The sequence below is a fragment of the Pseudomonas putida genome (assembly GCF_028682175.1).
Lineage (GTDB): Bacteria > Pseudomonadota > Gammaproteobacteria > Pseudomonadales > Pseudomonadaceae > Aquipseudomonas > Aquipseudomonas putida_AD.
On the sequence record NZ_JANHKS010000004.1, the window covers coordinates 73,176 to 99,690 of the forward strand.

The window sequence follows — 26,515 nt, forward strand, 5'->3', positions numbered from 1 at the left end:
CGAATCGATGTAAGCCGGATTTCCCCTGATGCCCGCCCGGGTAGCCGCCATTCGCCCTGAACGCGCGCAACCCTGCGTCACGAAAGATAATTGTTCTTGGAATACGCCTCCAAACGCGAAAGAATGGCCGCATGACGCGTGCGCATGATCCGCACGATACGACGTGCCGAACGCCTCACGTGGAGGACGCAAATTTGAATCAGCTAAAACGCCTTCAGAGCGGGATTGAAGGGCTGGATGAGCTGTTGAAAGGAGGGTTCGTCGCAGGGTCCTCGTACATCATTCAGGGGCGCCCTGGATCGGGCAAGACGATCCTGGCGAACCAGATAGGCTTCAACCATGCCCGCAACGGCGGGCGAGTGCTGTTTGCAACCTTGCTGGCCGAGCCCCACGAGCGCCTGTTCCAGTTCCTGTCGACCTTGAGTTTCTTCGACAAGGACAAGGTCGGTGATCAGATCCAGTTCGTCAGTGCCTTCGACACCATGGAAAACGACGGTCTGGACGAGGTGGTCAAGCTGCTGCGGCGCGAGATCGTGCGGCAGAAGTCCACGGTGCTGATTCTCGACGGCCTGCTCAACGCCCGCTCCCGGGCCGACTCGCCGCTGAACACCAAGCGTTTCATCTCCGATCTGCAGGGGCATGCCGCCTTCGCCGGCTGCACGGTGTTTTTCCTCACAAGTTCGCAACTGGACGACGGCAGCCCCGAGCACACCATGGTCGACGGCGTGCTGGAACTGGGCGAAGAGCTGGTCGGCGGCAGGGCGGTGCGCCGCATCAAGATGCGCAAGACCCGCGGCAGCGGCGCAATTTCCGGCGCCCATGAATGCGAAATCACCGAAGACGGCCTGGTGGTCTACCCACGGCTGGAAAGCACGGTCACCCACTCGGGGATTCGCGACAGCGAGACCTTTTCGATGGTCTCCAGTGGCCTGATCTCCCTGGACCCGCTGATCGGCGGCGGGCTGATGACTTCTTCGGTATCGCTGCTGGTCGGGCCATCGGGCTCAGGCAAGACCTCTTTCGGCATCAGCTTCCTGGGGCAGTCGACGCTTGAGGAGCCGGGGCTGTATTTCGGCTTCTATGAGTCGCCCCAGCGCCTGCGCATGAAGGCCGCCTCGCTGGGTGTGGACTTCAAGGCCCTGGAAGACAGCGGGGCTCTGTCGATCGTCTGGAAATCCATCACCACCGAGCCGATCGACAAGATCGCACTGGACCTGCTGCGCACCGTGGAAGCGAAGTCGGTCAAGCGCGTGTTCATCGACAGCCTGGCGGGCATGGCTCGCGCGGCCGCCGACAAGTCCCGGGTGCTGGACCTGTACACGGCGCTGATGAACGAGCTGCGGGCCCGGGACGTCACCGTCGTCGCCTCCTGGGAAGTGCTGACGTTGCTGGGTTCGGAGATCGATGCCCCGGCCCCGGACCTCTCGTGCATCGTCGATAACCTGATGCTCCTGCGTTTCGTTCAGACATCGCGTGAACTTAAGCGCCAGCTTTCCATTCTTAAAATCAGGGACAATCCCTACGACCCCGCGTTGCTTGAAGTCACCGTCGGTACGCGAGGCCTGGACGTGAAGAAGGTTGATACCCATGCCCTTGGCGATAGCACAAACGCGTAACCGTCGCGCTCGCCAGCACGCTCGTCACCGATTGAGCGGAAAGAGGGCGCCATGACCACGATATTGATTGTCGATGACGAGTACCTGATTGCCGATATCCTGAGCTTCGCGCTGGAGGATGTCGGCTATCTGACCGTGACGGCAGGCAGCGGCGCGAGAGCGTTGAGTATCCTGGAGCGGGAACAGCCGCAGCTGATCATCACCGATTACATGATGCCGGGCATGAACGGCATCGAGCTGGCCGAACAGGTGCGCAAGCACGAGAAACTCGGGTCGCTGCCGATCATGCTGATGAGCGGTGCCCAGGGCCATCTGGGTGTCGCCCGGCCTGACCTGTTCGTGGAAGTGTTCGACAAGCCGTTCGATATACAGGCGGTTCTGGCCAGCATCGCGGCGCTGGTCAAGCCTGACGGTCACAAGAACTGATCCCGGAGCGGTCCGGGATCAGGCCAACCTACCGAACACGCGCCATTCCCGTTGTCCGAGGCCGACATGCAGCAAGCCGAGTCACCCGTACTGGTTTCTCAAGAGGACCGCTATCGCCTGCTGGTCGATGCGGTCTTCGATTATGCGATCTACATGATCGACACCGACGGCCTGGTGCGCAGCTGGAATTCCGGCGCACGACGCATCAAGCAATACGACGAGTCCGAGATCCTGGGGCGTTCGTTTTCCCTGTTCTACACCGATGAAGACCGCCAGGCCGGCATGCCCGGGCGGGCGCTGGGGATCGCTGCCAGTTCGGGGCGGTTCGAGGGCGAGGGCTGGCGCGTGCGCAAGGATGGCACCCGGCTGTGGGCGTCGGTGGTCATCGACCCTATCTACCAGGACGGCGCGCTGATCGGCTTCGCCAAGGTCACCCGTGACCTCACCGAACGCCGGGCGGCGCAGGAGGCACTGCGCCACAGCGAGCAGCAATTCAGCCTGCTGGTACAGGGCGTGACCGACTATGCGCTGTACATGCTCGACCCCACGGGCATCATCACCACCTGGAACGCCGGTGCGCAGCGGATCAAGGGCTATGAGCCGATCGAAGTGATTGGCCAGCACTTTTCGCTGTTTTTCGAGCCTGCCGACGCCGAGGCCGGCATGCCCCAGCGCTCGCTGGACATCGCCGAGCGCGAAGGGCGCTACGAAGGCCAGGGCTGGCGGGTGCGCAAGGACGGCACGCGGTTTCTGGTGCACGTGGTCATCGACCCGATTCGCAACGATGCCGGCCAGATCATCGGTTTTGCCAAGATCACCCGGGATATCACCGACAGCGTCCAGGCCCAGACCGCGCTCAAGGAAGCCCGCGAAGCCCTGTACCAGGCGCAGAAGATGGAATCCATCGGTCAGCTTACCGGCGGCATCGCCCACGACTTCAATAACCTGCTGACGGTGATCCTCGGCAGCCTGGGCATCGTCAAGAAACGCCTGGGCGAGGATCCCAAGAGCCATTCGCTGCTGGACAACGCCATGGCAGCGGCCCATCGCGGCTCATCGTTGACCCAGCGCATGCTGGCGTTCGCCCGCCGTCAGGAGCTGGACCCCAAGCCCGTGGACGTGGTCGCGCTGGTGCGTGGCATGTCGCAACTGCTGGGCAGCTCCCTGGGGCCGCGCATCAGTGTGGAAACCCGTTTCCCGCTGATGCTGCGCCCGGTGTTCGTCGATGCCGGGCAACTGGAGATGGCGATCATGAACCTCATGATCAACGCCCGCGACGCCATGCCCGACGGTGGACAGATCACCGTATCCGCAAACGAGGCCGTCCTTGAGCCAACTGCTGCGTGTGCCGATCCGTTCGTCTGCATCTCGGTCACCGACACCGGTACCGGGATGGAACCGGCCGTGCTGCAACGGGCCATGGAGCCGTTCTTCACCACCAAAGGGCTGGGCAAGGGCACGGGGCTCGGGTTGTCGATGATCCACGGGCTGGCGGCGCAATCCGGTGGCAAACTGGTGCTGAGCAGCGAACCGGGCAAGGGCACCACGGCGCAACTGTGGCTGCCGATTTCCACCATCGTGCTGGGGCAGGGCGGGAGCGGGGCGCCCGCGCCGGACGAAACCGCCGAGGCGTCACGCAGCCTCAAGGTGTTGCTGGTGGACGATGACCCGTTGGTGCTGTTGAGCACCCGGGCCATGATCGAAGACCTCGGGCATCAGGCCATGGCCGCAGGCGACGGTGCAGAGGCGCTGGCGCTGATCCGGCAAGAGCACGATTTCGACCTGGTCATCACCGATCAAGTCATGCCCGGCATGAGCGGCTCGGAACTGGCCGCGCAGATCAGTGAGCTGTTTCCGGCGCTGGCCATCGTCATCTGCTCGGCATTCACCGACACACCGCCGGCATCGGCTGCCGGGTTCTCGCGTCTTCCCAAGCCGTTCAGCCAGGCGGAACTGGCCAGGTCCATCGCCCAACTGCGCAGTTAGCGGTTAAAACGCTCGGCCAGGCTGTGCAGATACTGCGCCATCTGCTCGAGCTCGCGGCTGATGGTCGAGCCTTGCTGCGCCTGGCCTGCGCTCTGGTCGCACAACTGGGCGATGCGGTTGATCTGCTGGTTGATGCTTTCGGCCACATGGGTTTGTTGCTCAGACGCCGAAGCCATCTGCTGGCTCATCCCGGTGATGCGGGTGACGGCCTCGCTGATGCCACTCAGCGCCTGTTGCACCGCCTCGACGCTCGCCACGCTTTCCTGAGACATCGCCTGGCCACGGGTTGCCGTGGCCACTGCACGGCTTGCGCCTTCACGCAGTTCACCGATGATGCCCTGAATCTGTTCGGTAGAAGTCTGCGTGCGCGAGGCCAGGGAACGCACCTCATCGGCCACCACCGCAAAACCCCTGCCTTGCTCACCGGCGCGGGCCGCCTCGATGGCGGCGTTGAGTGCCAGCAGGTTGGTCTGTTGGGCAATGGAGTTGATGACATCCACCACGCTGCCGATGGACTGGGTTGCGCCCGCCAGTTCGCCCACCGCCTGACCGATCTCCGTCACGGAGTTGGCCATGTGCCGGATCGCCAGCAGGCTGTCATCGGCCAGCCCGCGACCTTGCTGGGCCAGGGTGTCGGCTTCCTGCGCCGCATGGGCGGTGTTCTGCACGTTGTGCGTGACTTCCTGAATGGTCGCCGCCATCTGGGTGATGGCGGTGGCCGACTGATCGGTTTCGCTGCGCTGCTGATCCAGCGCCTCGGCCTGAAGCAACGACAGGCTCGCCGACTGCCCGGCACGTTGCTTGACACCTTCTCCGGCGTCGGCAAGCCGGGTCAAGGCCGCCTGCAACCGCGCTTCTTCGCTGATCATCGCCAGATCCAGTTGCGCCTGGGGCCCGCGGTTGTCGCTGTAGGTCAGGGCGATCAAGGGGTCAGTGAAGGCTTTGGGGTGATCGTTGAGGATGGTCTGCAAGGACTTGCTCTGGCGCATTTCCAGCACGGCGCTCAGGGCGATCAGCGTCAACAGCATCACCACCAGTTCGACGTGGTCCGAGAGCAGGTAATTCGAGAAGCCGAGCACCACCGCAGCGATGAGCAACGGCAACTGGCGCAGCAGGTGAAAACGCACCGTGCTCGCCCTGGAGACAGCGGCCTTGCCGTCACGCAACCGGGCGTACAGGGCCTGGGCGCGGCGCACCTGATCGCGGGTAGGCAAGGAGCGAACCGATTCGAAACCTGCGATCTTGCCGTCCTCGTAGATCGCGGTGACGTAGGCACTGACCCAATAGAAGTCGCCATTCTTGGCGCGATTTTTCACCACGCCCATCCACGGCTTGCCCTGTTTGATGGTCTCCCACATGTGGGCGAACACCGACGGCGGCATGTCCGGGTGACGAACCAGATTGTGCGGCTGGCCGATCAGCTCTTCGCGGGTAAAACCGCTCAGGGCGACAAAGGCGTCATTGCAGTAGGTGATGCGGCTGCTCAGATCCGTGGTCGAGATCAGGCGTTCATGTGCAGCGAAAGTCCTTTCCTGCTGTGTAACCGGCATATTCAAACGCATAAGACCGTGTCATCCCTGATAGCTGAACAGTGCGTGCTGATAGGTGTAGCACAACATTGATCGGTGAGCGCAAACAGGCGGCGGGGCGGGCTTAGCGTTGGGAAATGAAGCAAAAAACGCGCAGAAAAAAAGCCCGCTGGGGAAGACGGGCTTTAAAGAGGATCAAAAGGAGTGGGTTCAGACTGGACCCTCGGACGTGAAGATTGTGTGAAAACCAATGTATAACTAATTCTCATTTGGAAAATGACGACGAACGGTCATTTCCGGTCTTTTAGCTCCCCCGCGAGCCTGGATTTTGCCAGAAAGCAGGGTCCGCGCTTTTCAGCCGCTCGACGGCGTTGTGGATGTGAGTGAGGGCGGCGAAGCGCGCGGCGTTGGGGTCGCTGGCGGCGATTGCGTCGTAGATCGCCACGTGCTCGATGCGCACGGTTCTGGCCAGTTCGCTGCGTCGCTCTTCGTTGGAGCGGGTGATGCGGATTGCTTCCTTGATGAACTGGGCGATGAAGTCGTGCAGCGACGGGAACAGCGGGTTGCCCGTGGCGTGGGAGATCGACAGGTGAAACGCCAGGTCCTCCTCGACGCCGTCACGGCCGGCCTGTTCTGCCTCGTCGATGGCTTTGAGGGCGCGCTCGATGGCTTCAAGCCCGGCAGGGGTGTGACGCTGTGCCGCCAGTGACGCCGCTTCGCCTTCGATGCCGCGACGCAGTTCGGTCACCCGCAACACCGCCTCGATAGAGCCGCTCACGTCCAGATCGATGGTGAAGGCCTTGATGTGCGCGCCTTCCGACACCACGGTGCCGCTGCCCTGGCGCACTTCGACCAGGCCTGCGGACTTGAGTCGGGAAATCGCCTCGCGCACCACCGTGCGACTCACGCCATAGCGCTCGCACAGCACCGGTTCCGTCGGCAGTCGCGAGCCGGGCAGGGCCTCGCCGCTGGCGATATGGGCTTTCAGCGCCGCCGTCACCTGATCGGCCAAGGTGCCTTTGGATGCGTCCTTGAGGGCCGGCGCGAGCGGGGGCAGAGAAAAAGGGTCGACGTGAGCCATAGCGATCTCATGCTTCAAATCAGCGCACGTTACTGCATTTCGGTCCCAGCGTCCCGCATCAACCGCTTGTTGAATTCGTATGACGTATTATGTTACTTATTTCGTCGCGCACCGTTCTACCCCCAAAAATCACCCCCACTACAAAAACAACGGGATGGGAAAGACATGAGTGAATCATTGACTCAGGACCTGATAGGCTCCTCGGCCGTCGTGTCGGAAGACGCGGCCTACCGCAAGGCCGCCTGGCGGATTCTGCCGCTGCTGTTGCTGTGCTACCTGGTGGCCTATCTGGACCGGGTGAACGTCGGGTTTGCCAAGCTGCAAATGTCCGATGACCTGCATTTCTCCGAAGCGGTGTACGGCCTGGGCGCCGGCATCTTCTTCATTGCCTACTTCCTCGTGGAAATCCCCAGCAACCTGATCCTGCACCGGGTCGGCGCACGCCTGTGGATCGCCCGGATCATGATCAGCTGGGGCGTGATTTCCTCGTGCATGGCTTTCGTCACCACGCCGATGTCCTTTTACATCATGCGTTTCCTGCTGGGCCTGGCCGAGGCGGGGTTCTATCCGGGCGTGATCCTGTACCTGTCGTACTGGTTCCCCACGCACCGGCGCGGAAAGATGTTCGCGCTGTTCGCCACCGCCGTGCCGCTGTCCGGCTTGATCGGCGCGCCACTCTCGGGCTGGCTGATGACGGCCTTCCATGGCGCCCACGGGTTTGCCGGCTGGCAGTGGCTGTTCTTCATCGAAGGCCTGCCATCGGTGTTCGTCGGGATCATGGTGATCTTCTGCCTCAGCGACCGGATTTCCCATGCCGGCTGGCTGAGCCAGGAAGAAAAGAACCTGTTGCAATCGCGCATCGACGCCGAAAGCCATGGCCACGAGGCGCACAGCGTGCGTGAGGTGTTCCGCCAGCCACGCATCTGGCTGCTGACCGCGATTTACTTCTGCCTGATTGCCGGTTTCTACACCGTGGGCTTCTGGCTGCCGACCCTGGTGCGTCAGGCCGGGGTGACCGATGTCCTGCAAATCGGCCTGCTCACCGCCATTCCGTATGGCGCGGCGGTGGTCACCATGCTGCTGGTCTCGCGCAACGCCGACCGGCTGCGCGAACGTCGCTGGCACCTGGCGCTGACGGCGGTGGTGGGCGGCATCGGCATGATCATTTCCGCGACCTGGAGCGACAACTTCACCCTGTCGATGATCGGGCTGACCCTGGGGGCGATGGGTGCGCTGAGTACGCTGCCGCTGTTCTGGCCGTTGCCCACTGCGTTTCTGGGTGGCACCGCGGCCGCGGCGGGCATCGCGCTGATCAACTCCTGCGGCAACCTGGCCGGTTTCGCCTCGCCGTACCTGATGGGCTTTCTCAAGGACATGACGCAAAGCACCACCATCGGCATGTACGTCATGGCCAGCGCGCTGTTTCTGGGCGCGGCACTGGTCTTCCGCATTCCTGCAAAACTGGTAAACCGCTGAGCATTAGGAGCAACCGATGAATATTCTCGTGACCGGCGCGGCCGGCTTTCTGGGCCGTCGCCTGATCGAAGCGCTGCTTGAGCGTGGCACCCTGACCGACCGTCAGGGCGTGACACAGCGCATTAGCAATATTGTGGCGTTCGATGTGGTGCCATTGGTTGGCATCGATGAATCCAGGGTGAAAGTGGTCTGCGGCGACATCGCCGACCCGCAGGTGCTCGAAGGCTTGGTCGATGCCGACACCGACAGTATTTTCCATCTGGCAGCGGTGGTTTCAAGCCAGGCCGAGCAGGACTTCGACCTGGGGATGCGCATCAACTTCAGCGCCACGCAGCAATTACTGGAGCGTGTCCGTCACCTTGGAATGTGCCCCAAGTGGGTGATGACCAGTTCTGTGGCGGTGTTTGGCGGGCAACTGCCGACGCAGGTAGAGGACGATCATGTCTGGGCGCCGCAGAGCTCCTACGGCACGCAAAAGGCCATGAACGACCTGCTGCTGGCCGACTACAGCCGCCGGGGTTTCGTCGATGGACGCAGCCTGCGCATGCCGACCATCGTGGTGCGCCCTGGCAAGCCGAACATGGCGGCGTCGAGTTTTGCCAGCGGCATCATCCGCGAGCCGCTCAATGGACAGGAGAGCGTCTGCCCGGTGGCGCTGGACATGCCGTTGTGGCTGATGTCGCCCGCCCAGGCCATTGCCAACCTGATTCATGGGCATGAACTCAAGGCTGAGCTGTTGACCCAGGGTCGGGTCATCAATATGCCTGGCCTGTCGATCACGGTTCAGCAGATGATCGACGCCCTGCGCCGCACCGCAGGGGACGAGGTCGTCAGCCGTGTTCGTCATGAGCGCAACCCGGCCATCGAGCGCATCGTCGGCTCCTGGCCCGGGTCATTCACGGCCAGATACGCCAAGGATCTGGGCTTTACCGCCGACCACGACTTCGCCTCCGTGATCGGGCAATTCATCGCCGAGTATCCGCCGCAGGTGGAGTAGGGCCTGTGCGCAAGCGACCTGTGGATGTCGCTTGCGCGTATAGGTTCACGGCGCCCAAACGTGCTCTAATCACCCCCAATCAAGTGGGGGAGGTGCCCGGTCAAGGCGCGTCCCTCGATACCCTCGGGCTTTAACAAAGGGCTGTCATGGATACGGGGTCACGACTCAAGTTAGTGCGGGAAAGCTACAAGATGTCCCAGCGAGAGCTGGCCAGACGCAGCGGCGTCGCCAATGGCACGATCTCGTTGATTGAGTTGAATCGCGTCAGCCCTTCGGTCAGTTCGCTGAAGAAACTGCTCGAAGGCTTCCCCATGACCCTGGCGGACTTTTTCTCGTTCGACCAGCCGCCGCAGGAACAGCGCTACATCTTCCGCGCCGGTGAGCAGCCGGACCTGGGCCGCGATGGCCTGCGTCTGTTGCTGATCGGCGCGTCGGTTCCCAGCCGCCAGATGCGCATGCTGCGCGAGCAGTACGCCCCCGGCGCCAGCTCCGGCGCAGAGCCCATCGTGCATGCCCAGGGCGAGGAGTGCGGGTTAGTGACGCGCGGCACCATCGAACTTACCGTCGATGGCCAGATCAGCATCCTGACCGCAGGTGACGGCTACTATTTCCCGACCACGTTGCCGCACCGGTTTCGCAACATCGGCCAGGACGAAGCGGAAATCATCAGCGCCAACACCCCGGCCAACTTCTGACGGGGCTGTCGGGTGAGGCGTGCCCGGAGTCCGTTCGGGAAAATCATCGAACCCTGGGTGAACTGCGAATTCGAACCTTAAAGGTTGCGACTGATTCGTGACCAGGCGAGGTGAACATGAACGCTTCATCAGGCATACCCGGCGGTACAGAAAACGCAGTGGACTCCATCCAGCCACTGGAACCCGGCAGACCGGATGTCATTCCTATGCCGCCCGACACCGTGGGCGGCGACGACGATATCCCCCTCGATCCCGACGATGAGGCGCCGTTGGAGAAGGACGTCGAAAAGGTCGAGCGCAACAATTCGCCGATGCCGGAGCATCCGGGCGAAATCTGAGCCTGTTGCTCCATCGCCCAAACGCCACCCGTAGGAGCGCGCTTGCCCGCGATTGGGTGTGTCAGACGACGATGATGTGCCTGACCCACCGCCGTCGCGGGCAAGCGCGCTCCTACAGGGGCATTATCAGAGGGCGGTTATCTTGCCGGTGGCGATGACGGGGCCGGTCGGCAATCCTGTCGGTGAGCCGGCTGGGGGCTCGAGCGACACCGCCAGCACCGCGCCGCTTGCCAACAACGCCGCCAGATCTGCGGGTACCGACAGCGCAACGGCATTGTCGGTCGGCAGCAGCCCCAGCGAGTGCGGTTTGCCGTCGCCGCCGATGACCCAGGCTTGCGCGCTCTTGTCCTGCCAGTCTGCCTTGCGCGTAGGCACCAGCAACACTTGCCGCCCTTGGGATTGCACCGTGGCGGTGAACAGCACGGCGCCGTCGTCCTGCGCCAGGCGTGCGATCATGGATGGCGGCGCAAGCGGGGCAGGCCGCACGAGAATGAACACCGCCAACAGCAGCGAAGCGGCCAGCGCAATGGCCGTCGTCCAGCGCCAGATCCCGGCATTGTTGCCCGGCGTTGTCCGCTGGTTCGGCGAAACTTCTGCGGGAAACAGCTCTTGCTGAATCGCCAGCCAGACCCCGTCCGGAGGTTCGACAGCGGGCAAACGAGCGAGCCAACCGGCAAAATGAGACTGCCAGGCCGCCAATAACGCCCGATCCGGCGCACTCTGCACCAGCATCGACTCAACCTGCGCACGCTCCTGGGCAGACAGCACGCCCAATGCATATTCGGCGATCAGCAGATCATGCTCATCGCCGGGTGTAGTGTCATGTTCGCTCATAGTCCAAGGCACGCCCGCAGTTGTAAGAGGCCCCGCCGAATCCAGCTTTTCATCGTCCCCAGCGCGATGCTGTGACGCGCTGCCAGTTCGGCATAGGAATAGCCCTCGAAGAAGGCCACGCGGATGTAGGTTTGCTGCTGCTCACCCAGCGTATCCATGCAGCGGTCGACCTGGCTGTTCTGGCGCTGGGCGTCGACGGTTTCAACCACCGACACCTGGCTCGGCCATTCAGTGACGTCATCCATATCTTCATGGCGATGTTGTGCCCGTCGTCGATCGATCGCCTTGTGCCGGGCGATGGTCGCCATCCAGGTGATCGCGCCTGCAAGTCTTGGATCGAAACTGCCAGCCTTGAGCCAGACCGTGGTGAAGACTTCCTGAAGAACTTCTTCGGCGTCGGCGCGGTTGTTGACGTACCTCAAGCAAATGCCGAACAGCTTTGCCGAAGTCGCGCGGTACAGCGCCTCGAACGCCAGTCGGTTACCGGCGGCACAGGCTTGCAGCAAAACGCCAAGCGCGGTGGAACCGGCGTCTTCCTGGGTGATACCTGGTGTCAGTGGGTTGAGGGCCAAGGGGCATTTTCCTGCAAGGTTTGGAGGCAATGTAGTTGGTATTCACCCGATCCGTGGGCATAAACGCTGTGGAGCTTCCCGCCATGAGCGGCAGCCATCCGGTATTGCATCTGACGCAATACCCCTTTTCACAGGCTGGACAGCCCATTAATGACCGATCCTCATACACTAGGCACCGAATTCAGGAATCAGTTCGACCGGTTTGAGGATGACATGAATGAACAACAATAAAGCTGCGGTGGTGACGTACCGTGGAGGCTCTGTCGAGAACCTGCATTACGCCAATGTGGCGGTGGTGGATGCCTCCGGGAAGATGCTGTATGGCTTCGGCAATCCTCAACGCATGACCCTGGCGCGCTCAGCCGCCAAGCCTGCCCAGGCGCTGGCGGTGCTGGAAGCGGGTGCGTTCGAGCGCTTTGGTTTCGACGAGGCAGACCTTGCCTTGATGTGCGCCTCCCACAGCAGCGAGCCGCGGCACATCGAGCGAACCCTGGCGATGCTGGGCAAGATCGACCTCACCGAATCGAGCATGCGCTGCGGCGGTCACCCGCCGATTTCCGATGCGGTCTATAAGGACTGGATCAAGCGCGATTTCACACCCACGGCCGCCTGCAGCAACTGCTCCGGCAAGCACGTGGGCATGCTCGGCGCAGCGCTGGCCCTGGGGCAGACGGCCGAGAACTACGAATCCCCCGATCACCCGCTGCAGCGCCACGTCAAGGCTGTTGTCGCGGACCTGTGCGACTTGCCGGTGGACGGCGTGGAGTGGGCCACCGACGGATGCAACCTGCCGACCCCGGCATTCCCCCTCGACCGCCTGGCACGGATGTACGCAAGGCTTGCTTCGGCGGCGGACCTGACCGCATCGGGCGAGACCGCCAGCGAACGCACCGAGGCACTGGCGAAGATCTACCGGGCGATGACCCGTCACCCTGAAATGGTCGCCGGCGAAGGGCGGTTCTGCACCGAACTGATGAAGGCATTTGATGGCGACGTGGTCGGCAAGCTCGGTGCCGACGGTTCATACGGCATTGGCATTCGTGCGTCGGAACAGACACTGCGGCTGGGTTCGGATGGCGCGCTGGGGTTCTCGGTCAAAGTCGAGGACGGCAATATCGAGGTGCTGTACATGCTCGTCTGTGAAATCCTCGAGCGCCTGCAGATTGGCACCTCGCAACAGCGCGGCCTGCTGTCGGCTTTCCATCGCCCGAAGATGATCAACACCATGAAGCGCGAGATTGGTCACGCCGAGTTCAGCTTCGAGCTTCAGAAGCCCTGAGTGATGGAGCGCTACCTTTAGAAGTCATCGCGGCGCATCTTTCGCAATTCCTCATCGGAAAAACTGCCGATGTGCTGCAACTGCTCGGCGATGAAATCGCGCAATACACGAAGCTTGGTGGACCCGCGCCGGTTTGCCAGATAGGCCAGGTAGATGTTCCGCCCGGTCAGGGTGTTCTCCAGACGGTATTGGGGCAACACCACTTCCAGGCGGCCTGTCGCCAGATAGTCGCGCACCAGCCAGATCTCGAAATCGGCAATGCCCAGCCCCGCGCAGGTGGCCTCCAGCAGCAGCTCGGAGTGGTCGGACACCAGGTTGCCGGTCGGCAGCAGGCTGTGCCGGTCCTTCCCGGACACCAAGTGCCAGCGCGGGTCGCCCTCGGGGTGAACGTAGCGCAGGCAGTTGTGCGCCTTGAGATCGTCCGGATGCAGGGGCCGCCCCCGGCGTTCAAGGTAGGCGGGGGCCGCGCACAGCACGCTGTCATTACGTGAGAGCTTCTGGACGATGAGGTTGTCCAGGTAGTTCTCGCCTTCGTGGATATCCAGGTCGAAGCCGCCGGCCACCAGATCGTTGTGATTGTCGGTCAGGCGCACATCCAGCTGGATGGTGGGGTAGTGCGCCAGGAAGGGTGCGACTAGAGGCGCCAGATAGCGGCGGCCGAACGCGACCGGCGCGGTGAGCTTGAGCGGGCCGCTAGGCTGGGCGTCCAGTTCGGCCACTACCCGCATGGTGTCATCGAAATCGGCAATCAGCGTGGTGGCGCGCTCAAGGTACAGGCTGCCGGCTTCGGTCAGGCTGATCTTGTGCGTCGAGCGATGCAGCAGCACCACACCCAGCGACTCCTCGATCTGCGACACCTTGCGCGCCACCGTAGAGGTGGACAGGCGTGCCTCCCGCGCGACGGCCGAGAAGCTGCCAGCTTCGACGACTTTGACGAAGGTCCTCATCGCCCCGAGATCATCCGGGCCTGCATCTTTTGCTTTCGATTTCATGGCTGGCTTCTTTTTGCGCTGGTTGCAAAACAGGTTTTGATTTTGCGAAAAACCCTGATTCTACGCAACGATATAGAATCGGCGCAACGCAGGTGAAGTCGTTAGAAGCGCAACATCATCAAGGAAGAACAGGTGATTCGACGGGCGGGCTACCGACCTTGCAACCCGCCGATTGCATCACCGAACCATGCTCAACATGCCTCCCTGACTATTACAAAAATCGCTTCCCGAGAAGCACGCACCTGGAGACGCTCATGAAGCATGTCCGCAATGAAGACCTGTTCGCTTCCCACGAAAGCGGATACGAAAAGAAGCTCAAATCCCGACACGTACACATGATTGCCATGGGCGGCGCCATCGGCACCGGCCTGTTCCTGGGCGCAGGGGCACGCCTGCAAATGGCCGGGCCGGCGCTGGCGGTGGTGTACCTGGTCTGCGGCGTGTTTGCCTTTTTCATCATGCGTGCACTGGGTGAGCTGGTGATGCACCGCCCCACCACGGGCAGCTTTGTATCCTACGCCCGGGAGTTTCTCGGCGAGCGTTCCTCCTACGTTGCCGGCTGGATGTATTACCTGGTGTGGGCAACCACCGGCATCGTCGATATCACGGCGATTGCCATCTACATGAAGTACTGGGGCGCGTTTGCCGACGCGCCGCAGTGGCTGTTTGCGCTGGGCTCACTGGGGATTGTCACGGTCCTGAACATGATCGGCGTCAAGTACTTCGGCGAGATGGAGTTCTGGTTCTCGTTGATCAAAGTGCTCACCATCAGCCTGTTTCTGATCGTAGGGACGGTCTTTCTCGCCAGCGGCCACCCGATTGACGGGCACGCCACGGGGCTGCATCTGATTACCGACAACGGAGGTGTGTTTCCTCACGGGCTGGTGCCTGCGGTGCTGATCATTCAGGGGGTGATCTTCGCCTATGCCAGCATCGAACTGGTGGGCGTGGCTGCCGGAGAAACGGCGGATCCGCGCAAGGTCTTGCCCAAGGCGATCAATTCCATCATGTGGCGAATCGGCCTGTTCTATGTGGGCTCCGTGGTGCTGCTGACCTTGCTGCTGCCGTGGACGGCGTACAGCGCAGGAGAGAGTCCGTTCGTGACCTTTTTCGGCAAGCTGGGCGTGCCGTACATGGGCAGCGTGATGAACATCGTGGTGCTCACCGCAGCCATGTCGAGCCTCAACTCGGGGCTGTATTCGACCGGTCGCATCCTGCGTTCCCTGGCGATGGGTGGCTCTGCACCCAAGTACGTTTCGCGAATGAACAGCCGTGGTGTGCCTTACGGCGGGATCCTGGTGACCGTCGCGGTGATCGCGATTGGCGTGCCGCTCAATTACATCGTTCCGGCCCAGGCGTTCGAGATCGTGTTGAACGTGGCCTCGCTGGGGATCGTGACCACCTGGGGCTTCATCGTGATGTGTCAGATCCGCTTTCGCCAGGCGGTCAAGCGCGGTGAACTGCCGGATGTGACCTTCAAGATGCCGTGGGCGCCGTATACCTCCTGGGCCACCATGGGATTCCTGGCGGCAGTGTTGGTGCTGATGGCGTTCGATTATCCGAGCGGGACCTGGACCATTGCGATGATCCCGGTGCTGGCAGTGGGGTTGACCATAGGTTGGTACCTGACGCGGCGGCGTTCGGCATCGGTGGATACTGCGCCGGCTGCGAGCCCGGTTGGCGATGCATGAGTCGGTAATCACCGCAAAGCCACCGCGAGCGGTTGCGGCCATCGCCCTGTAGGAGCGCGCTTGCCCGGGACTGCGGTGTACCGGTCGCATCGCCGGCGCCTTACACGGCCCTGTCGCGGGCAAGCGCGCTCCTACAGTTTCGCGGCGTGCTCAGGGTTGATGTGTCAGGTCCATTGCAGCCGAAGGCGAGCGCTCCTACATTAGGGGCGACTAACCCAAGGAGCTTCTGTGAGCATGGATTCACCACCTTCATCTATCCCCGCCCTGACACATCCGGGCGTCATCTGGGCGCACAGCCTGGCGCCCGAAGTACGGGTGCCATTGACCCTCGTCACCGAACGGTTGCGCCTGGTGCCGGCTGACGTCCGCCACGCCGAGGCCCTGGCCTGCGCCCTGAACGCCAGTTACACCCTGCACCGGGAATTCCTCGCCTGGAGCCAGCCCCACTGGACGCTGGAACAAGCCGCTGAAAGCCTGGAACTGGCCGCCAGGGATTTTTTCCGCTGCGGTGCCGAAAAGCGCTACCTCGTCCTGCCGCGCAACGGCGCCCCGGAGATTGTCGGCTGCATCGGATTGATGCCCGGGCCGACTGCGAATGAAGATTTCGAAATCGGCTACTGGGCCAACCAGCGCCATGCCGGCCAAGGCCTGATGAAGGAGGCCCTGGCGGCGTTGTTGGTGTTGCTTGAGGGCCAGTCTCTGTATCTGACCACCGCCAGCGCCAACACCGCAAGCCAGCGTCTGGCAAAGTCCGTCGGCTTCACGCAGGTGGAGACTCTTCAAGCGGTCGAGCCAGACGGCAGCGACAGCTTCGTCTTTCGGCGCCACTAACGCCCGGATGTACACAAACGGCGCAACCACCCACCCGGGGGGGGGCGCCTTGAAAATATCAAAAAGATACAGTATAACGTATCTATCGATATCCAATCCTGGAGACCATCATGAAGCCGAATATTCACCCCGCATACCGCACCGTGCTGTTCCACGACACCGCCGCCGATGTGTACTTCCTCATTGGTTCGACCGCCGACACCGACCGTACCCACCAGCACACCGACGGCAACACCTACCCATACGTCGCCCTCGATGTGTCCAGCGCCTCGCATCCGATCTACACCGGTCAGCAGCGCCAGGCCACCACCGAAGGCCGTATCGCAGGTTTCAACAAGCGCTTCGCCGCCTTTGGTTCTGGCGGCAAGAAGGGCTGAAGACCGGCCCGGGAGCGATAACGCCGGCTATCGCTCTTTCATCGCCAGGCGCTTGACCGAGTAGGCGCGTTTTTCGTCTTCGGAGTTGTAGTAGACGTTCTGCGTGGTGCTCAGGCTGTTGTGGCGCAGGTCGATCTGCAAATCCTTCATGTCGCGATGGGGCGCATCGAAGGTAGCCGAGGTGTGGCGCAACCAGTGCAGCGACGCCGCGCGCAGCCGGCTGACGTCCTCGTCCGCCCAGTTCTCGGCCTGCATGCGCGCAAGCGCACGGTCGAACACCTCTTGCAATAAAACGCGGATGTGCCGGTCCGACAGCCCCGCACGGCCACGCTGGGTCGCGATCAGCGGCGTGCTTTCACGAAAGCCGGGCAGGGGCGAGAGGCCCTGGTGCAGCCGCCAGCGTTTCAGATAGTTCTCGACGTAGTCGTCGCGCACGCTGATCTTGCCCGCCTTGTTGCCTTTGCCGACCACGTGATACCACCAGTTGCCCGCGTTGTCTTTGCGCAGGTCGCCCATGGTCGGCTTCCAGTTGTCACGCCCGACCAGATCGGAAACCCGCAGGTACATGGCGAAAATCGTTGCAACGATGAACAGCGTGCGCTCGTACCGGGCATCGGCCGCAGCCAGTTGCTCGGCGGTTTCCAGCACGAAATCCCATTGCAGCGAGGTCAGGATGCGGGTGTCCTGGTCGTCGGTATTGCGCTGCTTGTATTTGCTCTTCTGCTTGACCGCCCGAAACGGGTTCTGCTCGCAGAAGCCCTCATCGGTGGCGTGCTGAAAGAAACTCCCGCACACCGCAAAAATCTGCGCGATAGAACCCTGGGCGAGCTTGTAGGCGTCCAGTTGCGCAGGGCGATTCTGTTCCTTGGCGCGTTTGCGTTCTTCCTTGGACACCGTCTGGCTGAACGGGCGCCATTCGGGGTTGAGCACGTAGGTATCGCTGCTCGATTTCTTGCGCGCCCCGATACGATTGAAACGCGACTTGACCACCGGGCCGACCCAGGCGGGGTCAGGCGCCAGGCAAAACTCCATGAAACTCTCGGCGTGGGTACGGCGCATTTCCAGCAAGGGAATCCGCGCCTTGAGCAGCGCCCACAACAGCAAGCGCTCGACGTGGGTGCGGTAGGAATTGAACGTTGCCTCGTTGCCCGCATAGGATTTGAGAAAACTGCGCACCGCCCGGTAGCCCTCGACCGCCTGCGCCTGTTCGGGAAACTGCCCAAGGTAATCGGTGATGGCCGCAAGTTCTTCTTTCAGGGAGCTGAAATTCAGCTCGCCGAACCGGGCATAGGTTTCAAACAGCGGGTGGGGAGTGGCAGGCGCAGACATTGAGATTCCCTTGGCTGGGGCGACATATGGGAAATGAACAACAGAAATAAATCATTGAATTTATTGTATCTTTTCAAGGTTGCGAGCGCATCGCGAGAAGCGCAGGCAGCTGCGGGCCGTTTTACCCTATCAATGTGAGTACCTAAAGGATTAGCGATGATGACGCGTATAGAAATGATGGTCGATCCGGCAGATGACGCACGTGCAGCCATCCTCAAGCCATTGCGGGCGCATAACCTGTCTCGGGCCGGTGATCCGAAGCCCGAGACAATCGCTCTGGTGGTCCGTGATGAGGAGACCGAAGAAATTATCGGAGGCCTGTATGGAGAGATATTCTATCGCTGGTTTTTCATCGAACTGCTTGCGATACCTGAGCAAACCCAAGGTCAAGGCACTGGCTCACGGCTGATCGCGATGGCTGAAGAGGTCGCCCGGGAAAGAGGCTGCGTCGGTCTCTGGCTCGACACCTTTGATTTCCAGGCACCGTCCTTCTACGAGCGACTGGGCTTCAGCAAGTTTGGAACGCTGGATGATTTTCCGCCGGGGCATCAGCGGTTTTTCATGCAGAAACGACTGGATTGAAAGGATCGGCTGATCCCACCGAATACGTGTGCCAGGACACCCGATCAACCGGGAATTACAGACAGCTTGCGTTCGGTGTTCGGATCAGGATTACTGGCGTTCGCGCCCCCCATCGAGATCACCCGCCATGTTCGACCTGAGCTCCTTGCTGACCTACGTAGCCGTCGTGTTGGGACTGTTCCTGATACCCGGGCCGGCGGTGCTGCTGGTGATGACGCGCACCGTGCAGGGTGGGCGCAAGGTGGGTATCGCCACCGGGCTGGGCGTTGCCGCGGGCGATCTGATCCACACCCTCTGCGCGGCACTGGGGCTGTCGGCGATCCTGATGACCTCGGCCACCGCCTTCAACGTGGTGAAACTGGTCGGCGCCTGCTACCTGATCTATCTGGGCGTGCGGGCGTTCATGTCCAGATCAGGCGGAGATTCCAAAGCACAACTGAGCGCGGTGACGCCGGCCCAGGCGTTTTTCCAGGCAATCGGCGCCGAGGTGCTGAACCCCAAGACGGCGATCTTTTTCCTGGCGTTCCTGCCGCAATTCATCCACCCGGCTTCCGGTTCGTCGTTCCTGCAATTTGCAGTGCTTGGTCTGATCTTTTCAGGTCTGAGCGCTACCTACACCAGCCTCCTGGCCCTCGCCATTCGCCCCTTGAGCCAGGCGATCCAGGGCCTTGCCGGGCTGCGTCGATAGGAGGGAAAAATCATCGGCACGATGTTCATGGCACTGGGACTGAAGATCGCTTTTCAGCAGCGCTAGGGCAGGGCCTGGTTGTTGTCGTCCCGTGGCGAGCGGCCAAAAAACGCCTTGTAGGCGCGGCTGAATGCCGCTTCGGATTCGTAGCCGATAGCGAACCCCACCTCGCCGATGCGGCTGTCGTGCCGGGCCAGCATGGTTTTCGCCAGGGTCAGTCGCCACTCATTCTGATAGCGCAGCGGTGAGCGCCCCACCAGCGCGGTGAAGCGTTCGCAGAAGCTTGAGCGTGACATGCCGGCGACGCTGGCCAGTGCGTCGATGCGCCATTGTTGACCGGGTTTTTCGTGGATGGCTTTGAGGGTTCTGGCGATGCGCGCATCGGACAAACCGCCCAGCCAGCCCGAGGCCATGCCGTGCTGCACCCAGGTGCGCAGGATGCGAATGACGGTAAGGTCGATCAGACGGGAAATCATCAACGCGCCGCCAGGTTGCGTGTCGTTGGCCTCGATCAGCATGAAATGCAGGATGCCGTCCGACCAGGCGGCGGCTTCGGCGCGCCTGACGTGGATCAGCCACGGCATGGCGAACAGCATGGCCTGGAAGCTGCTGGCGTCGAACCAGAAGCGGCAGATCACCAGCGCGGCCGGCCCCATTGTGGTGGTAATACTCAGGGATGACGGATCATGGGGCAGCAGCAGAATGTCGCCTTGCTCGATCAACTGCCCATGCCCGTCGGGGCCTTCAATGCGCAACTGGCCCTGTTGCAAGACGCAGATGTGCGAGCTTTTTTCGTCCAGCTCCAGACGCTGACCCAAAGCCTGTGTGGTGGAGTAGACGCGATCCCCGGTCAGGCGAATCTGCGCCAGTACCTGCGAGAGCAGATCGCCGGTGGCCAGGCCTTCCAACTGCATTTCCGGAAGAATGGTCAAGTTTTCGAGTAAATCCGTCATGTCAGTCCGGCCGCGTCTTCAATAGTCTGAACCGTGAAATCATAACCCTTTCGCAGGGCTGATCGGCAACTGCACACCGCTCCGTGCGCTATGCCTATCATCCAGACAAAAAAGGAATAATCGAATGTTCGGGATCTCTGCCCTTGGCTGGGTACACACACTGGGCAGCCTGCCTGCCATCCCTCTGGCCGCCTGGATGCTGATTCGGCACGGGCGCATCGTGCCGCGCTCGGGCGCAGGCGTTGCCTACTTCGTCTCGATGCTGATCGGCGCCTGCACGGTGTTTCTGGTGGCGCATCAACCCATCAGCCCGGTGATCGGCGCGGTCACACTGGTGCTGCTGCTCGCGGGTTACGGAGTGGGCTTCATTGCCTGGCTGGGCCGTGCGGGGATATACCTTGAAACCATCCTGCTGAGCCTGACAGTGTTCTTCCTGATGGTGCCGACCGTCTCGGAGACCCTGCGCCGGGTTCCAGATGGTCATCCCATCGTCACCGACCCGAATTCGCCGTTGCTCAAAGGCGCACTGGGGTTGATCGCCCTTGTGCTGATCGTTGGCGTGGCGGCCCAGGTGGTGTTTCTGCGAAAAGGCTGGCAAGGCGTGCCATCTGGCGCCAAACCTCAGCGCGCCTGACCATGCAGCTTCAGGCGGACCGACACGCACAGGCCTTGGCCCAGTTGCTCGTTGGAAAACCCCAGGGTAACGATGGCGCCGGCACGTTGGGCGATGGCCTGGACGATGGACAGGCCAAGCCCGGATCCGCGCTGTTCGCTGCCCAGGGTGCGGTAGAACGGATCGAAGACGCGCTCGCGTTCGTTAACTGCAATGCCCGGGCCTGAGTCCTTTATCTGCAAACACGCGAAGCCCTGTTCGAAGTTTACCGAGAGGTCGACCCGGCCGCCGGCGGGCGTGTAGCGAATCGCGTTATCGACCAGGTTCTTCACCAGCATGGTCAGCTCGATTTCAGGTATCAGAACCTGTGCGTCTTGCTCACCTTCGACGCCGATATCGATCTGTCTGGCCTCTGCCTGTGTCAGCAAGTCCTCCAGTACATGCCGGTATACCGCATGTACCGAAACCACCGAAGGCTGCGGCGTCGAGCCTGTTTGCGCCTTGGCAAGGTCCAGCAACTGATCGACCAGGTTACGCCCGCGCTCAATGCCACGGCGCAGCGTGGTGAGACGTTCACGGGCCAGCTCTGGCATCTCGGCGCTGGCCAGTCGTTCGGCCTGCAACGAAAGCGCGGTGAGTGGCGAGCGAAGTTCGTGGGCGGCATCGGCGACGAATCTGCCCTGGGCCTCCATGGATTGCCTGACGCGGCCCAGCAGGCGGTTGATCGCGACCACGAACGGCCTGATTTCGGTCGGCAAATGCTGTTCGTCGATGGGATGCAGGGCCTGCTCGGCGCGCTGGTCGATTTCCGCCGAGAGGGTGGCGATGGGGCGGAACAGCTTGCGCACCAGATCGCTCACCACCAGCAGCAACACGGGAAACAGGATCAGAAAGGGCAGCAGACTTCGCCAGGCGCTTTCACGAGCATCGCTGTCACGGGCGCCGGTTTCCTGCGCGACCGCGATGCGTTCGCCGCGGGTGGTGGTCCTGACCAGCACGCGAAACGGCTCGCCGCCAACGTCCAGCGTGCTGATGCCGTCGGGCAATGTCGTCGGCAACGGCAAGGGGGTTCCAGCGTCGCTGCTGGCAGGCGCCTTGCTGCCGTCGGCGAGGTACTGAATGGTGACCCGGGATTCTTCGTCGTCACCCTCGATAACGCCATGGAGCGGGTACTGCAGGGTCATCTGCTGGCGGTCGAACAGCACCGCCACCTGACGCAGGGTGTCGTCCTGCATTTCATGGGCTTCATCGAACGCCGAGACAAAGGCGAACACCCCGGCGGCGATGGCGACCAGCAGAATGGCCACGGACAGGGCCATCGACAGCCTGAGTTGTACCGATTCACTCAGGCGTTTTTTGAGACCATCCATCCCACACCTCTGACGTTCTTGATGACGTGGCTGCCCAGTTTGCGGCGCAGGGAGTGGATCAGGAATTCCACGGCGTTGCTTTCCACTTCGTTGCCCCAGCCGTAGATGCGGTCTTCGAGATCGGCACGGGAAAGGATAGCGCCGGGGCGAATCAGCAGCGCGTGGAGCAGGGCGAACTCCCGGTTGGAAAGCTGCACGGGGGCGCAGCCTTCGGCGCAGGCCTCTTTGGAACTGGGGTCCAGTGACACGACCCCGTTACCCAGCAGCGGCATGGCATTACCGCCTTTGCGGCGCAATACGGCGCGCATGCGGGCCAGCAGTTCCGCCATTTCGAAGGGTTTGAGCAGGTAGTCGTCGGCGCCCCCATCGAGCCCGCGAAGGCGTTCATCGAGGCTGTCGCGGGCGGTGATGATGAGCAAGGGCACCGGGTTGTTCTGGCCACGGATGCTGGCCAGAACTGCTTGCCCGTCCTTGCCCGGCAGGCCCAGGTCCAGCAGCACCAGATCGTAGTGCTGGGTGTTGAGGGCGGCGAGGGCGATCAGGCCGTCCCTGACCCAGTCGCACGCGTAGCTTGCGTCCTTGAGCGCGCCCTCGATGGCTTCTCCAATCATCGGATCGTCTTCGACCAGGAGTATCCGCACTGTGTGTCTCCGATGATGGGCGAGAGGGGATTACGCAGCTTATGGTTTTCCCTGCAGGGAGTCGAACGCCTTCATCAGGTCATCCATCGCTGCCTTGCACACGGCCTGGTTCGGGCTGCTGGCGCGCAGTGCGGAGAGGGCCCGGTCGATGGCCTTGTCCAGTACGTGCCAGTCACCGGCGGCGCGAGGCTTGATGCCGGCTTCGGCCGAATCCCAGCTCGATTCAAGGTCCTTGATTCTGGTTTTCGCCCCTGGCAGGTCATTTTTGTCTACCAGGTCCGCAACCTCGGCGGCAATGGCGCGAAAGCCGGACAGATCCCCCAGTTTCGAAGCGCTGCTTTGCCCGGTACCGGTCTGCGAAGCGTTGGCGTTCGGCGCAGGGGTGGGCTTGTCGGCAGGCTTGGAGCAGCCCGCTGCAACAGTCAGCAGGAAGATAGAAGTCACGATGGCGACATGGCGGATAGCGTTTTTGATGTAGCGCATGGTATTTCCTTTGAAGGGCGTAAGAGTGGATAGAGCGGGTTATTGAGTGACGTGTTTACGGTTGCCGACGCTGATCTGGGCAACGGTCACCAGCATCAGGATCACGCAGAGAAAGATGGCGCTGGTCCAGGTGGCGCCCATGCCCAGGCCGCCGTAGGTCTTGGCCTGGGTGAGCAGATCACCCAGGGAGGCGCCGAAGGGGCGGGTCAGGATGTAGCCGATCCAGAAGGTCAGCACGGCGTTGCCGCCCATGCGCCAGGCAGCGAATGTCGCAGCCAGCAGCACCCCGAAAATGCCGACGCCCAGGGTGAAGCCCAGACCCAACGCTTCGGTGGCCAGATCCCCGGCCGCCGTGCCCAGGGCGAAGGTGCAGAGCACGGTTGCCCAGTAGAACAACTCGCGTCTGGGGGTGACGATTTCGTGGATCGACAGTGTGCGTTCAGTCCGGTACCAGACCGTGAATGTCGCGGCCAGCAGCACCGAAAACACCGCTGTGCTGGTGTAGAGGCTGACGTCTAGCATGTCGGTCAGCACATCGGTGATCTGGGTGCCGACGATGCTCACTAGCACCACCGTGAGCCAGTAGATCCAAGGGGTGTAGGCACGAGTGCGCAGTTGGGCGAACAGGGCAATGGCGAGCAGCGTCGCCATCCCGACGGTCGTGACACCCGCACCCAGACCGGCATCGACGGCGAGAAAGTCAGCGAAGGTTTCGCCGACCGTGGTCGACATGATCTTGATGACCCAGAACGACAGGGTGACTTCGGGGACTTTATTGAGCCAACCGGCTATTGAGGGATTCATCGGGATCACTTCTCCATGGACTGCGCTGCAAGTGGCGCAGGGGAGAAGTTACGGGGTGAAACTTAGCTGTGACTGAGGACGTTGCCGGGAATGGATCCTGGGTATCAGGTGATGATGGAATACCGACCGTCCCGGTGATGCTCCAGCAGAAAGTCCACGAACACCCTGACCCTGGCGCTCATCGTAGAGCCGCCGACGAACACGGCGTGAATCGGCTCACGGTCGCCGGGATTGAAGTCTTCCAACAGCGGCACCAGCTCTCCGCGTTCGATCTCGTCGACCACCGTGAACGCGCCAATCCGGGCGATGCCGGCGCCGAGCCTGGCCATCTGCGCCAGGGCTTCGCCGCTGCTGCAGGCGATGGTGCCGGAGATTTTCAGGGAGAAGTCGCGACCATCGCGCCGAAATGGCCAGTCCGGCGCGGCCCTGCGGAAATTGAAGCGCAGGCAGTTGTGGCCGATCAGGTCTTCGGGCTCCCGGGGCGTACCGTGGCGTTCCAGGTATTCGGGCGAGGCGACGATCACCTGGCCGGTTTCGCCGATGCAGCGGGCGCTCAAGGGACTGTCCGGCAAATAGCCGAAGCGCACCGCGACGTCGGCCTGGCCGGCGAGGATGTCGACGACTTCATCGCCCAGGGTCAAATCCACCAGGATTTCCGGGTAGAGCGCAGTGAAGGCCGCCACCAGCGGCACGATGGCCAGCCGACCGTGGGCCAATGAAGCGCTGACTCGCAGCCGGCCACGGGGCACGCCTTGGCTGGCGATGGCCTGCTCGACTTCGTCCATGTCCGCGAGGATGCGCCGCGCGCCTCGCAGATACGCTTCACCTTCGGCGGTTAGGGTGATGGCGCGGGTGGTGCGCAACAGCAGGCGCGTGCCAATGCGCTGCTCGGTGCGCGCGATGATCCGGCTCACTGCCGAGGGTGTCAGCCCCAGTGCCCGCGCCGCGGCGGACAGGCTTCCGGCCTGCGCCACCCTGGCGAACACTTCCATTTCTCCTGACCTGCCGTTGAAGTCCATTTGTGCCTCGTGCGCAAAAGTGCTTGTACCGAAAGGGCTCTACCGCCTCGAAAGCCATGATCGTAGCATTTGCGGCATAGATAAGGAGCCATTTCATGCGAATCAATCCACCCCTTGTAGCCCTCTCGATCGGTGCCTTCGGCATCGGCGTGACGGAGTTCGCCCCCATGGGCATGTTGCCCAGTATTGCGTCCGACCTCGGCGTCTCGATCCCCACTGCCGGGCTGCTGGTCAGCGCCTATGCACTGGGCGTGCTGATCGGCGCGCCCCTGATGACCCTGACCACCGGCAAGATTCCACGGCGTTACCTGTTGATCGGCCTGATGGCGATCTTCACCCTGGGCAACCTGATGTCGGCCATGGCCACCAGCTATGAAAGCCTGCTGGTCGCGCGGATCGTAACGTCGCTCAACCACGGCGCGTTTTTCGGCATCGGTTCCATCGTTGCCGCAAGCGTAGTGCCGCCCGAGAAACGGGCAGGGGCCGTGGCGGCCATGTTCATGGGGCTTACCCTGGCGACCATCGGCGGTGTGCCGCTGGCCAGTTGGTTCGGTGAGTTGCTGGGCTGGCGCACGGCGTTCTGGGGCATTGCCGGTCTTGGTTTCGTCGCCATGGCGGCGCTGTGGTACGCCTTGCCCAACCTGCCGCTGCCGAAAAGCGATGGCGTGCTGGCCGAGATCCGCGTGCTGGGCCGCGGTCCTGTGCTGGCAGCTCTGGCGCTGACGGTGGTCGGCTCGGGCGCCATGTTCACGGTGTTTACCTACATCGCGCCGATCCTGAGCAGCGAAACCCATGCTTCCACCCCCTTCATCACGGCCATGCTGGTGCTGTTCGGGGTGGGCCTGACGCTGGGCAACATGTGGGGCGGCAAGGCGGCAGACCGTTCGGTCGACCGTACCCTGATCGTTTCACTGGTGGTGCTGATCCTGGTCCTGCTGGCGTTCTCGGTGCTGATGCAGTGGCCTGTGCCCGCCGCCGTGGCGATTCTGATCTGGGGCGTCGCCAGTTTCGCCCTGGTGCCGCCGCTGCAGATGCGCGTGATGGAAGCGGCCAAGGATGCGCCGAACCTGGCGTCCGCGGTGAACATCGGCGCGTTCAACTTCGGTAATGCCATCGGCGCGGCACTCGGTGGCGCGGTGATCAATGCCGGGCTGGGTTATCCGGCGATCTCGCTGGCGGGTGCGCTGATGGCGGCCCTGGGGTTGTTGATGGTGCTGGGGTTCGCCTGGCGGGCACGGGGCGTGCGGTATTCTCCAGCCTAAACCTGTAGGGGTGAGCTTGCTCGCGATTGAGGTGTGTCAGCGTTAGAGATG

The 26,515-nt window shown here is 62.3% G+C and carries 27 protein-coding genes; 15 read left to right on the top strand and 12 right to left on the bottom strand.

Translation table 11 applies throughout. The annotated features are described in order from the left end of the window. Positions 1-194 precede the first annotated feature (194 nt). The 3 genes from NPS29_RS04485 (at position 195) to NPS29_RS04495 (ending at position 4,028) form a co-directional block, all read left to right on the top strand. Entirely contained in the window at positions 195-1,616 is a 1,422-nt protein-coding gene (locus tag NPS29_RS04485) for an ATPase domain-containing protein (protein WP_274130966.1), read from the top strand. Between the two features lie 51 nt (positions 1,617-1,667). Continuing rightward, positions 1,668-2,042 carry a response regulator gene (locus tag NPS29_RS04490; protein ID WP_274130967.1) on the top strand — a complete coding sequence of 125 codons (375 nt, stop codon included), beginning with the start codon at positions 1,668-1,670 and terminating at the stop codon, positions 2,040-2,042. Positions 2,043-2,108: 66 nt separating this feature from the next. Then, entirely contained in the window at positions 2,109-4,028 is a 1,920-nt protein-coding gene (locus NPS29_RS04495) for a hybrid sensor histidine kinase/response regulator (RefSeq protein ID WP_274130968.1), read from the top strand. Here the strand turns inward: NPS29_RS04495 and NPS29_RS04500 are convergent. Together NPS29_RS04500 and NPS29_RS04505 are read right to left on the bottom strand one after the other, a co-directional pair. Next, positions 4,025-5,590, bottom strand: coding sequence for a methyl-accepting chemotaxis protein (locus NPS29_RS04500; protein WP_274130969.1), 1,566 nt, complete (start codon positions 5,588-5,590; stop codon positions 4,025-4,027). The genes NPS29_RS04495 and NPS29_RS04500 overlap by 4 nt on opposite strands. 271 nt (positions 5,591-5,861) lie before the next feature. Next, positions 5,862-6,638 carry a FadR/GntR family transcriptional regulator gene (locus NPS29_RS04505; protein ID WP_274130971.1) on the bottom strand — a complete coding sequence of 259 codons (777 nt, stop codon included), beginning with the start codon at positions 6,636-6,638 and terminating at the stop codon, positions 5,862-5,864. 165 nt (positions 6,639-6,803) lie between these two features. Here NPS29_RS04505 and NPS29_RS04510 point away from each other — a divergent pair, with 165 nt between their 5' ends. From NPS29_RS04510 to NPS29_RS04525, 4 genes are all read left to right on the top strand, one after another. Then, positions 6,804-8,114 carry an MFS transporter gene (locus tag NPS29_RS04510; protein WP_274130973.1) on the top strand — a complete coding sequence of 437 codons (1,311 nt, stop codon included), beginning with the start codon at positions 6,804-6,806 and terminating at the stop codon, positions 8,112-8,114. A gap of 16 nt (positions 8,115-8,130) precedes the next feature. Further along, positions 8,131-9,111 (top strand): D-erythronate dehydrogenase, encoded by a 981-nt coding sequence (gene denD / locus NPS29_RS04515; protein ID WP_274130974.1) that lies wholly within the window; start codon positions 8,131-8,133, stop codon positions 9,109-9,111. Positions 9,112-9,257: 146 nt separating this feature from the next. Next, positions 9,258-9,806 (top strand): cupin domain-containing protein, encoded by a 549-nt coding sequence (locus NPS29_RS04520; protein WP_274130975.1) that lies wholly within the window; start codon positions 9,258-9,260, stop codon positions 9,804-9,806. Between the two features lie 116 nt (positions 9,807-9,922). Beyond that, positions 9,923-10,144 carry a hypothetical protein gene (locus NPS29_RS04525; RefSeq protein ID WP_274130976.1) on the top strand — a complete coding sequence of 74 codons (222 nt, stop codon included), beginning with the start codon at positions 9,923-9,925 and terminating at the stop codon, positions 10,142-10,144. A 126-nt stretch (positions 10,145-10,270) separates the two neighbouring features. Here the strand turns inward: NPS29_RS04525 and NPS29_RS04530 are convergent, their stop codons facing one another. Beyond that, positions 10,271-10,978: an anti-sigma factor gene (locus NPS29_RS04530; RefSeq protein ID WP_274130977.1), complete on the bottom strand. Its 708-nt coding sequence runs from the start codon at positions 10,976-10,978 to the stop codon at positions 10,271-10,273. Next, positions 10,975-11,550: a sigma-70 family RNA polymerase sigma factor gene (locus NPS29_RS04535; protein ID WP_274130978.1), complete on the bottom strand. Its 576-nt coding sequence runs from the start codon at positions 11,548-11,550 to the stop codon at positions 10,975-10,977. The genes NPS29_RS04530 and NPS29_RS04535 overlap by 4 nt, the downstream gene beginning before the upstream one ends. 217 nt (positions 11,551-11,767) lie before the next feature. Between NPS29_RS04535 and NPS29_RS04540 the strand changes: the two genes are divergently transcribed. Then, entirely contained in the window at positions 11,768-12,829 is a 1,062-nt protein-coding gene (locus NPS29_RS04540) for an asparaginase (protein WP_274130979.1), read from the top strand. Positions 12,830-12,846: 17 nt separating this feature from the next. Here NPS29_RS04540 and NPS29_RS04545 read toward each other — a convergent pair whose 3' ends face one another. Further along, positions 12,847-13,821 (bottom strand): LysR family transcriptional regulator, encoded by a 975-nt coding sequence (locus NPS29_RS04545; protein ID WP_274130980.1) that lies wholly within the window; start codon positions 13,819-13,821, stop codon positions 12,847-12,849. Between the two features lie 254 nt (positions 13,822-14,075). Here NPS29_RS04545 and ansP point away from each other — a divergent pair, with 254 nt between their 5' ends. From ansP to NPS29_RS04560, 3 genes are all read left to right on the top strand, one after another. Continuing rightward, on the top strand, positions 14,076-15,512 hold the full coding sequence (gene ansP, locus NPS29_RS04550; RefSeq protein ID WP_274130981.1) for an L-asparagine permease: 1,437 nt from the start codon (positions 14,076-14,078) through the stop codon (positions 15,510-15,512). Between the two features lie 234 nt (positions 15,513-15,746). After that, a complete protein-coding gene (locus NPS29_RS04555) occupies positions 15,747-16,343 on the top strand; it encodes a GNAT family N-acetyltransferase (RefSeq protein WP_274130982.1) in 597 nt (198 codons plus the stop codon). Positions 16,344-16,453: 110 nt separating this feature from the next. Then, positions 16,454-16,720, top strand: coding sequence for a type B 50S ribosomal protein L31 (locus tag NPS29_RS04560; protein WP_274130983.1), 267 nt, complete (start codon positions 16,454-16,456; stop codon positions 16,718-16,720). Positions 16,721-16,747: 27 nt separating this feature from the next. Here NPS29_RS04560 and NPS29_RS04565 read toward each other — a convergent pair whose 3' ends face one another. Further along, on the bottom strand, positions 16,748-18,049 hold the full coding sequence (locus NPS29_RS04565) for a tyrosine-type recombinase/integrase (protein ID WP_274130984.1): 1,302 nt from the start codon (positions 18,047-18,049) through the stop codon (positions 16,748-16,750). Between the two features lie 156 nt (positions 18,050-18,205). Between NPS29_RS04565 and NPS29_RS04570 the strand changes: the two genes are divergently transcribed. Both NPS29_RS04570 and NPS29_RS04575 read left to right on the top strand, forming a co-directional pair. After that, entirely contained in the window at positions 18,206-18,631 is a 426-nt protein-coding gene (locus NPS29_RS04570; protein ID WP_274130985.1) for a GNAT family N-acetyltransferase, read from the top strand. 127 nt (positions 18,632-18,758) lie between these two features. Next, on the top strand, positions 18,759-19,319 hold the full coding sequence (locus NPS29_RS04575; protein WP_274130986.1) for a LysE family translocator: 561 nt from the start codon (positions 18,759-18,761) through the stop codon (positions 19,317-19,319). 62 nt (positions 19,320-19,381) lie between these two features. Here NPS29_RS04575 and NPS29_RS04580 read toward each other — a convergent pair whose 3' ends face one another. Next, entirely contained in the window at positions 19,382-20,272 is an 891-nt protein-coding gene (locus tag NPS29_RS04580) for an AraC family transcriptional regulator (RefSeq protein ID WP_274130987.1), read from the bottom strand. A 124-nt stretch (positions 20,273-20,396) separates the two neighbouring features. On the opposite strand from NPS29_RS04580, the gene NPS29_RS04585 reads away from it, so the two are divergent. Beyond that, a complete protein-coding gene (locus NPS29_RS04585; RefSeq protein ID WP_274130988.1) occupies positions 20,397-20,906 on the top strand; it encodes a hypothetical protein in 510 nt (169 codons plus the stop codon). Here the strand turns inward: NPS29_RS04585 and NPS29_RS04590 are convergent. From NPS29_RS04590 to NPS29_RS04610, 5 genes are all read right to left on the bottom strand, one after another. Continuing rightward, complete coding sequence (locus NPS29_RS04590) at positions 20,894-22,255, bottom strand: ATP-binding protein (protein WP_274130989.1); 1,362 nt, start codon at positions 22,253-22,255, stop codon at positions 20,894-20,896. The genes NPS29_RS04585 and NPS29_RS04590 overlap by 13 nt on opposite strands. Further along, entirely contained in the window at positions 22,231-22,896 is a 666-nt protein-coding gene (locus tag NPS29_RS04595) for a response regulator (RefSeq protein ID WP_274130990.1), read from the bottom strand. The genes NPS29_RS04590 and NPS29_RS04595 overlap by 25 nt, the downstream gene beginning before the upstream one ends. A 39-nt stretch (positions 22,897-22,935) precedes the next feature. After that, positions 22,936-23,379, bottom strand: coding sequence for a hypothetical protein (locus tag NPS29_RS04600; protein WP_274130992.1), 444 nt, complete (start codon positions 23,377-23,379; stop codon positions 22,936-22,938). Positions 23,380-23,418: 39 nt separating this feature from the next. Further along, positions 23,419-24,183, bottom strand: coding sequence for a hypothetical protein (locus tag NPS29_RS04605; protein WP_274130993.1), 765 nt, complete (start codon positions 24,181-24,183; stop codon positions 23,419-23,421). Positions 24,184-24,287: 104 nt separating this feature from the next. Further along, complete coding sequence (locus tag NPS29_RS04610) at positions 24,288-25,202, bottom strand: LysR family transcriptional regulator (RefSeq protein ID WP_274130994.1); 915 nt, start codon at positions 25,200-25,202, stop codon at positions 24,288-24,290. Between the two features lie 95 nt (positions 25,203-25,297). Here NPS29_RS04610 and NPS29_RS04615 point away from each other — a divergent pair, with 95 nt between their 5' ends. Beyond that, positions 25,298-26,464 (top strand): MFS transporter, encoded by a 1,167-nt coding sequence (locus NPS29_RS04615; RefSeq protein ID WP_274130995.1) that lies wholly within the window; start codon positions 25,298-25,300, stop codon positions 26,462-26,464. The last annotated feature ends 51 nt before the right edge of the window (positions 26,465-26,515 follow it).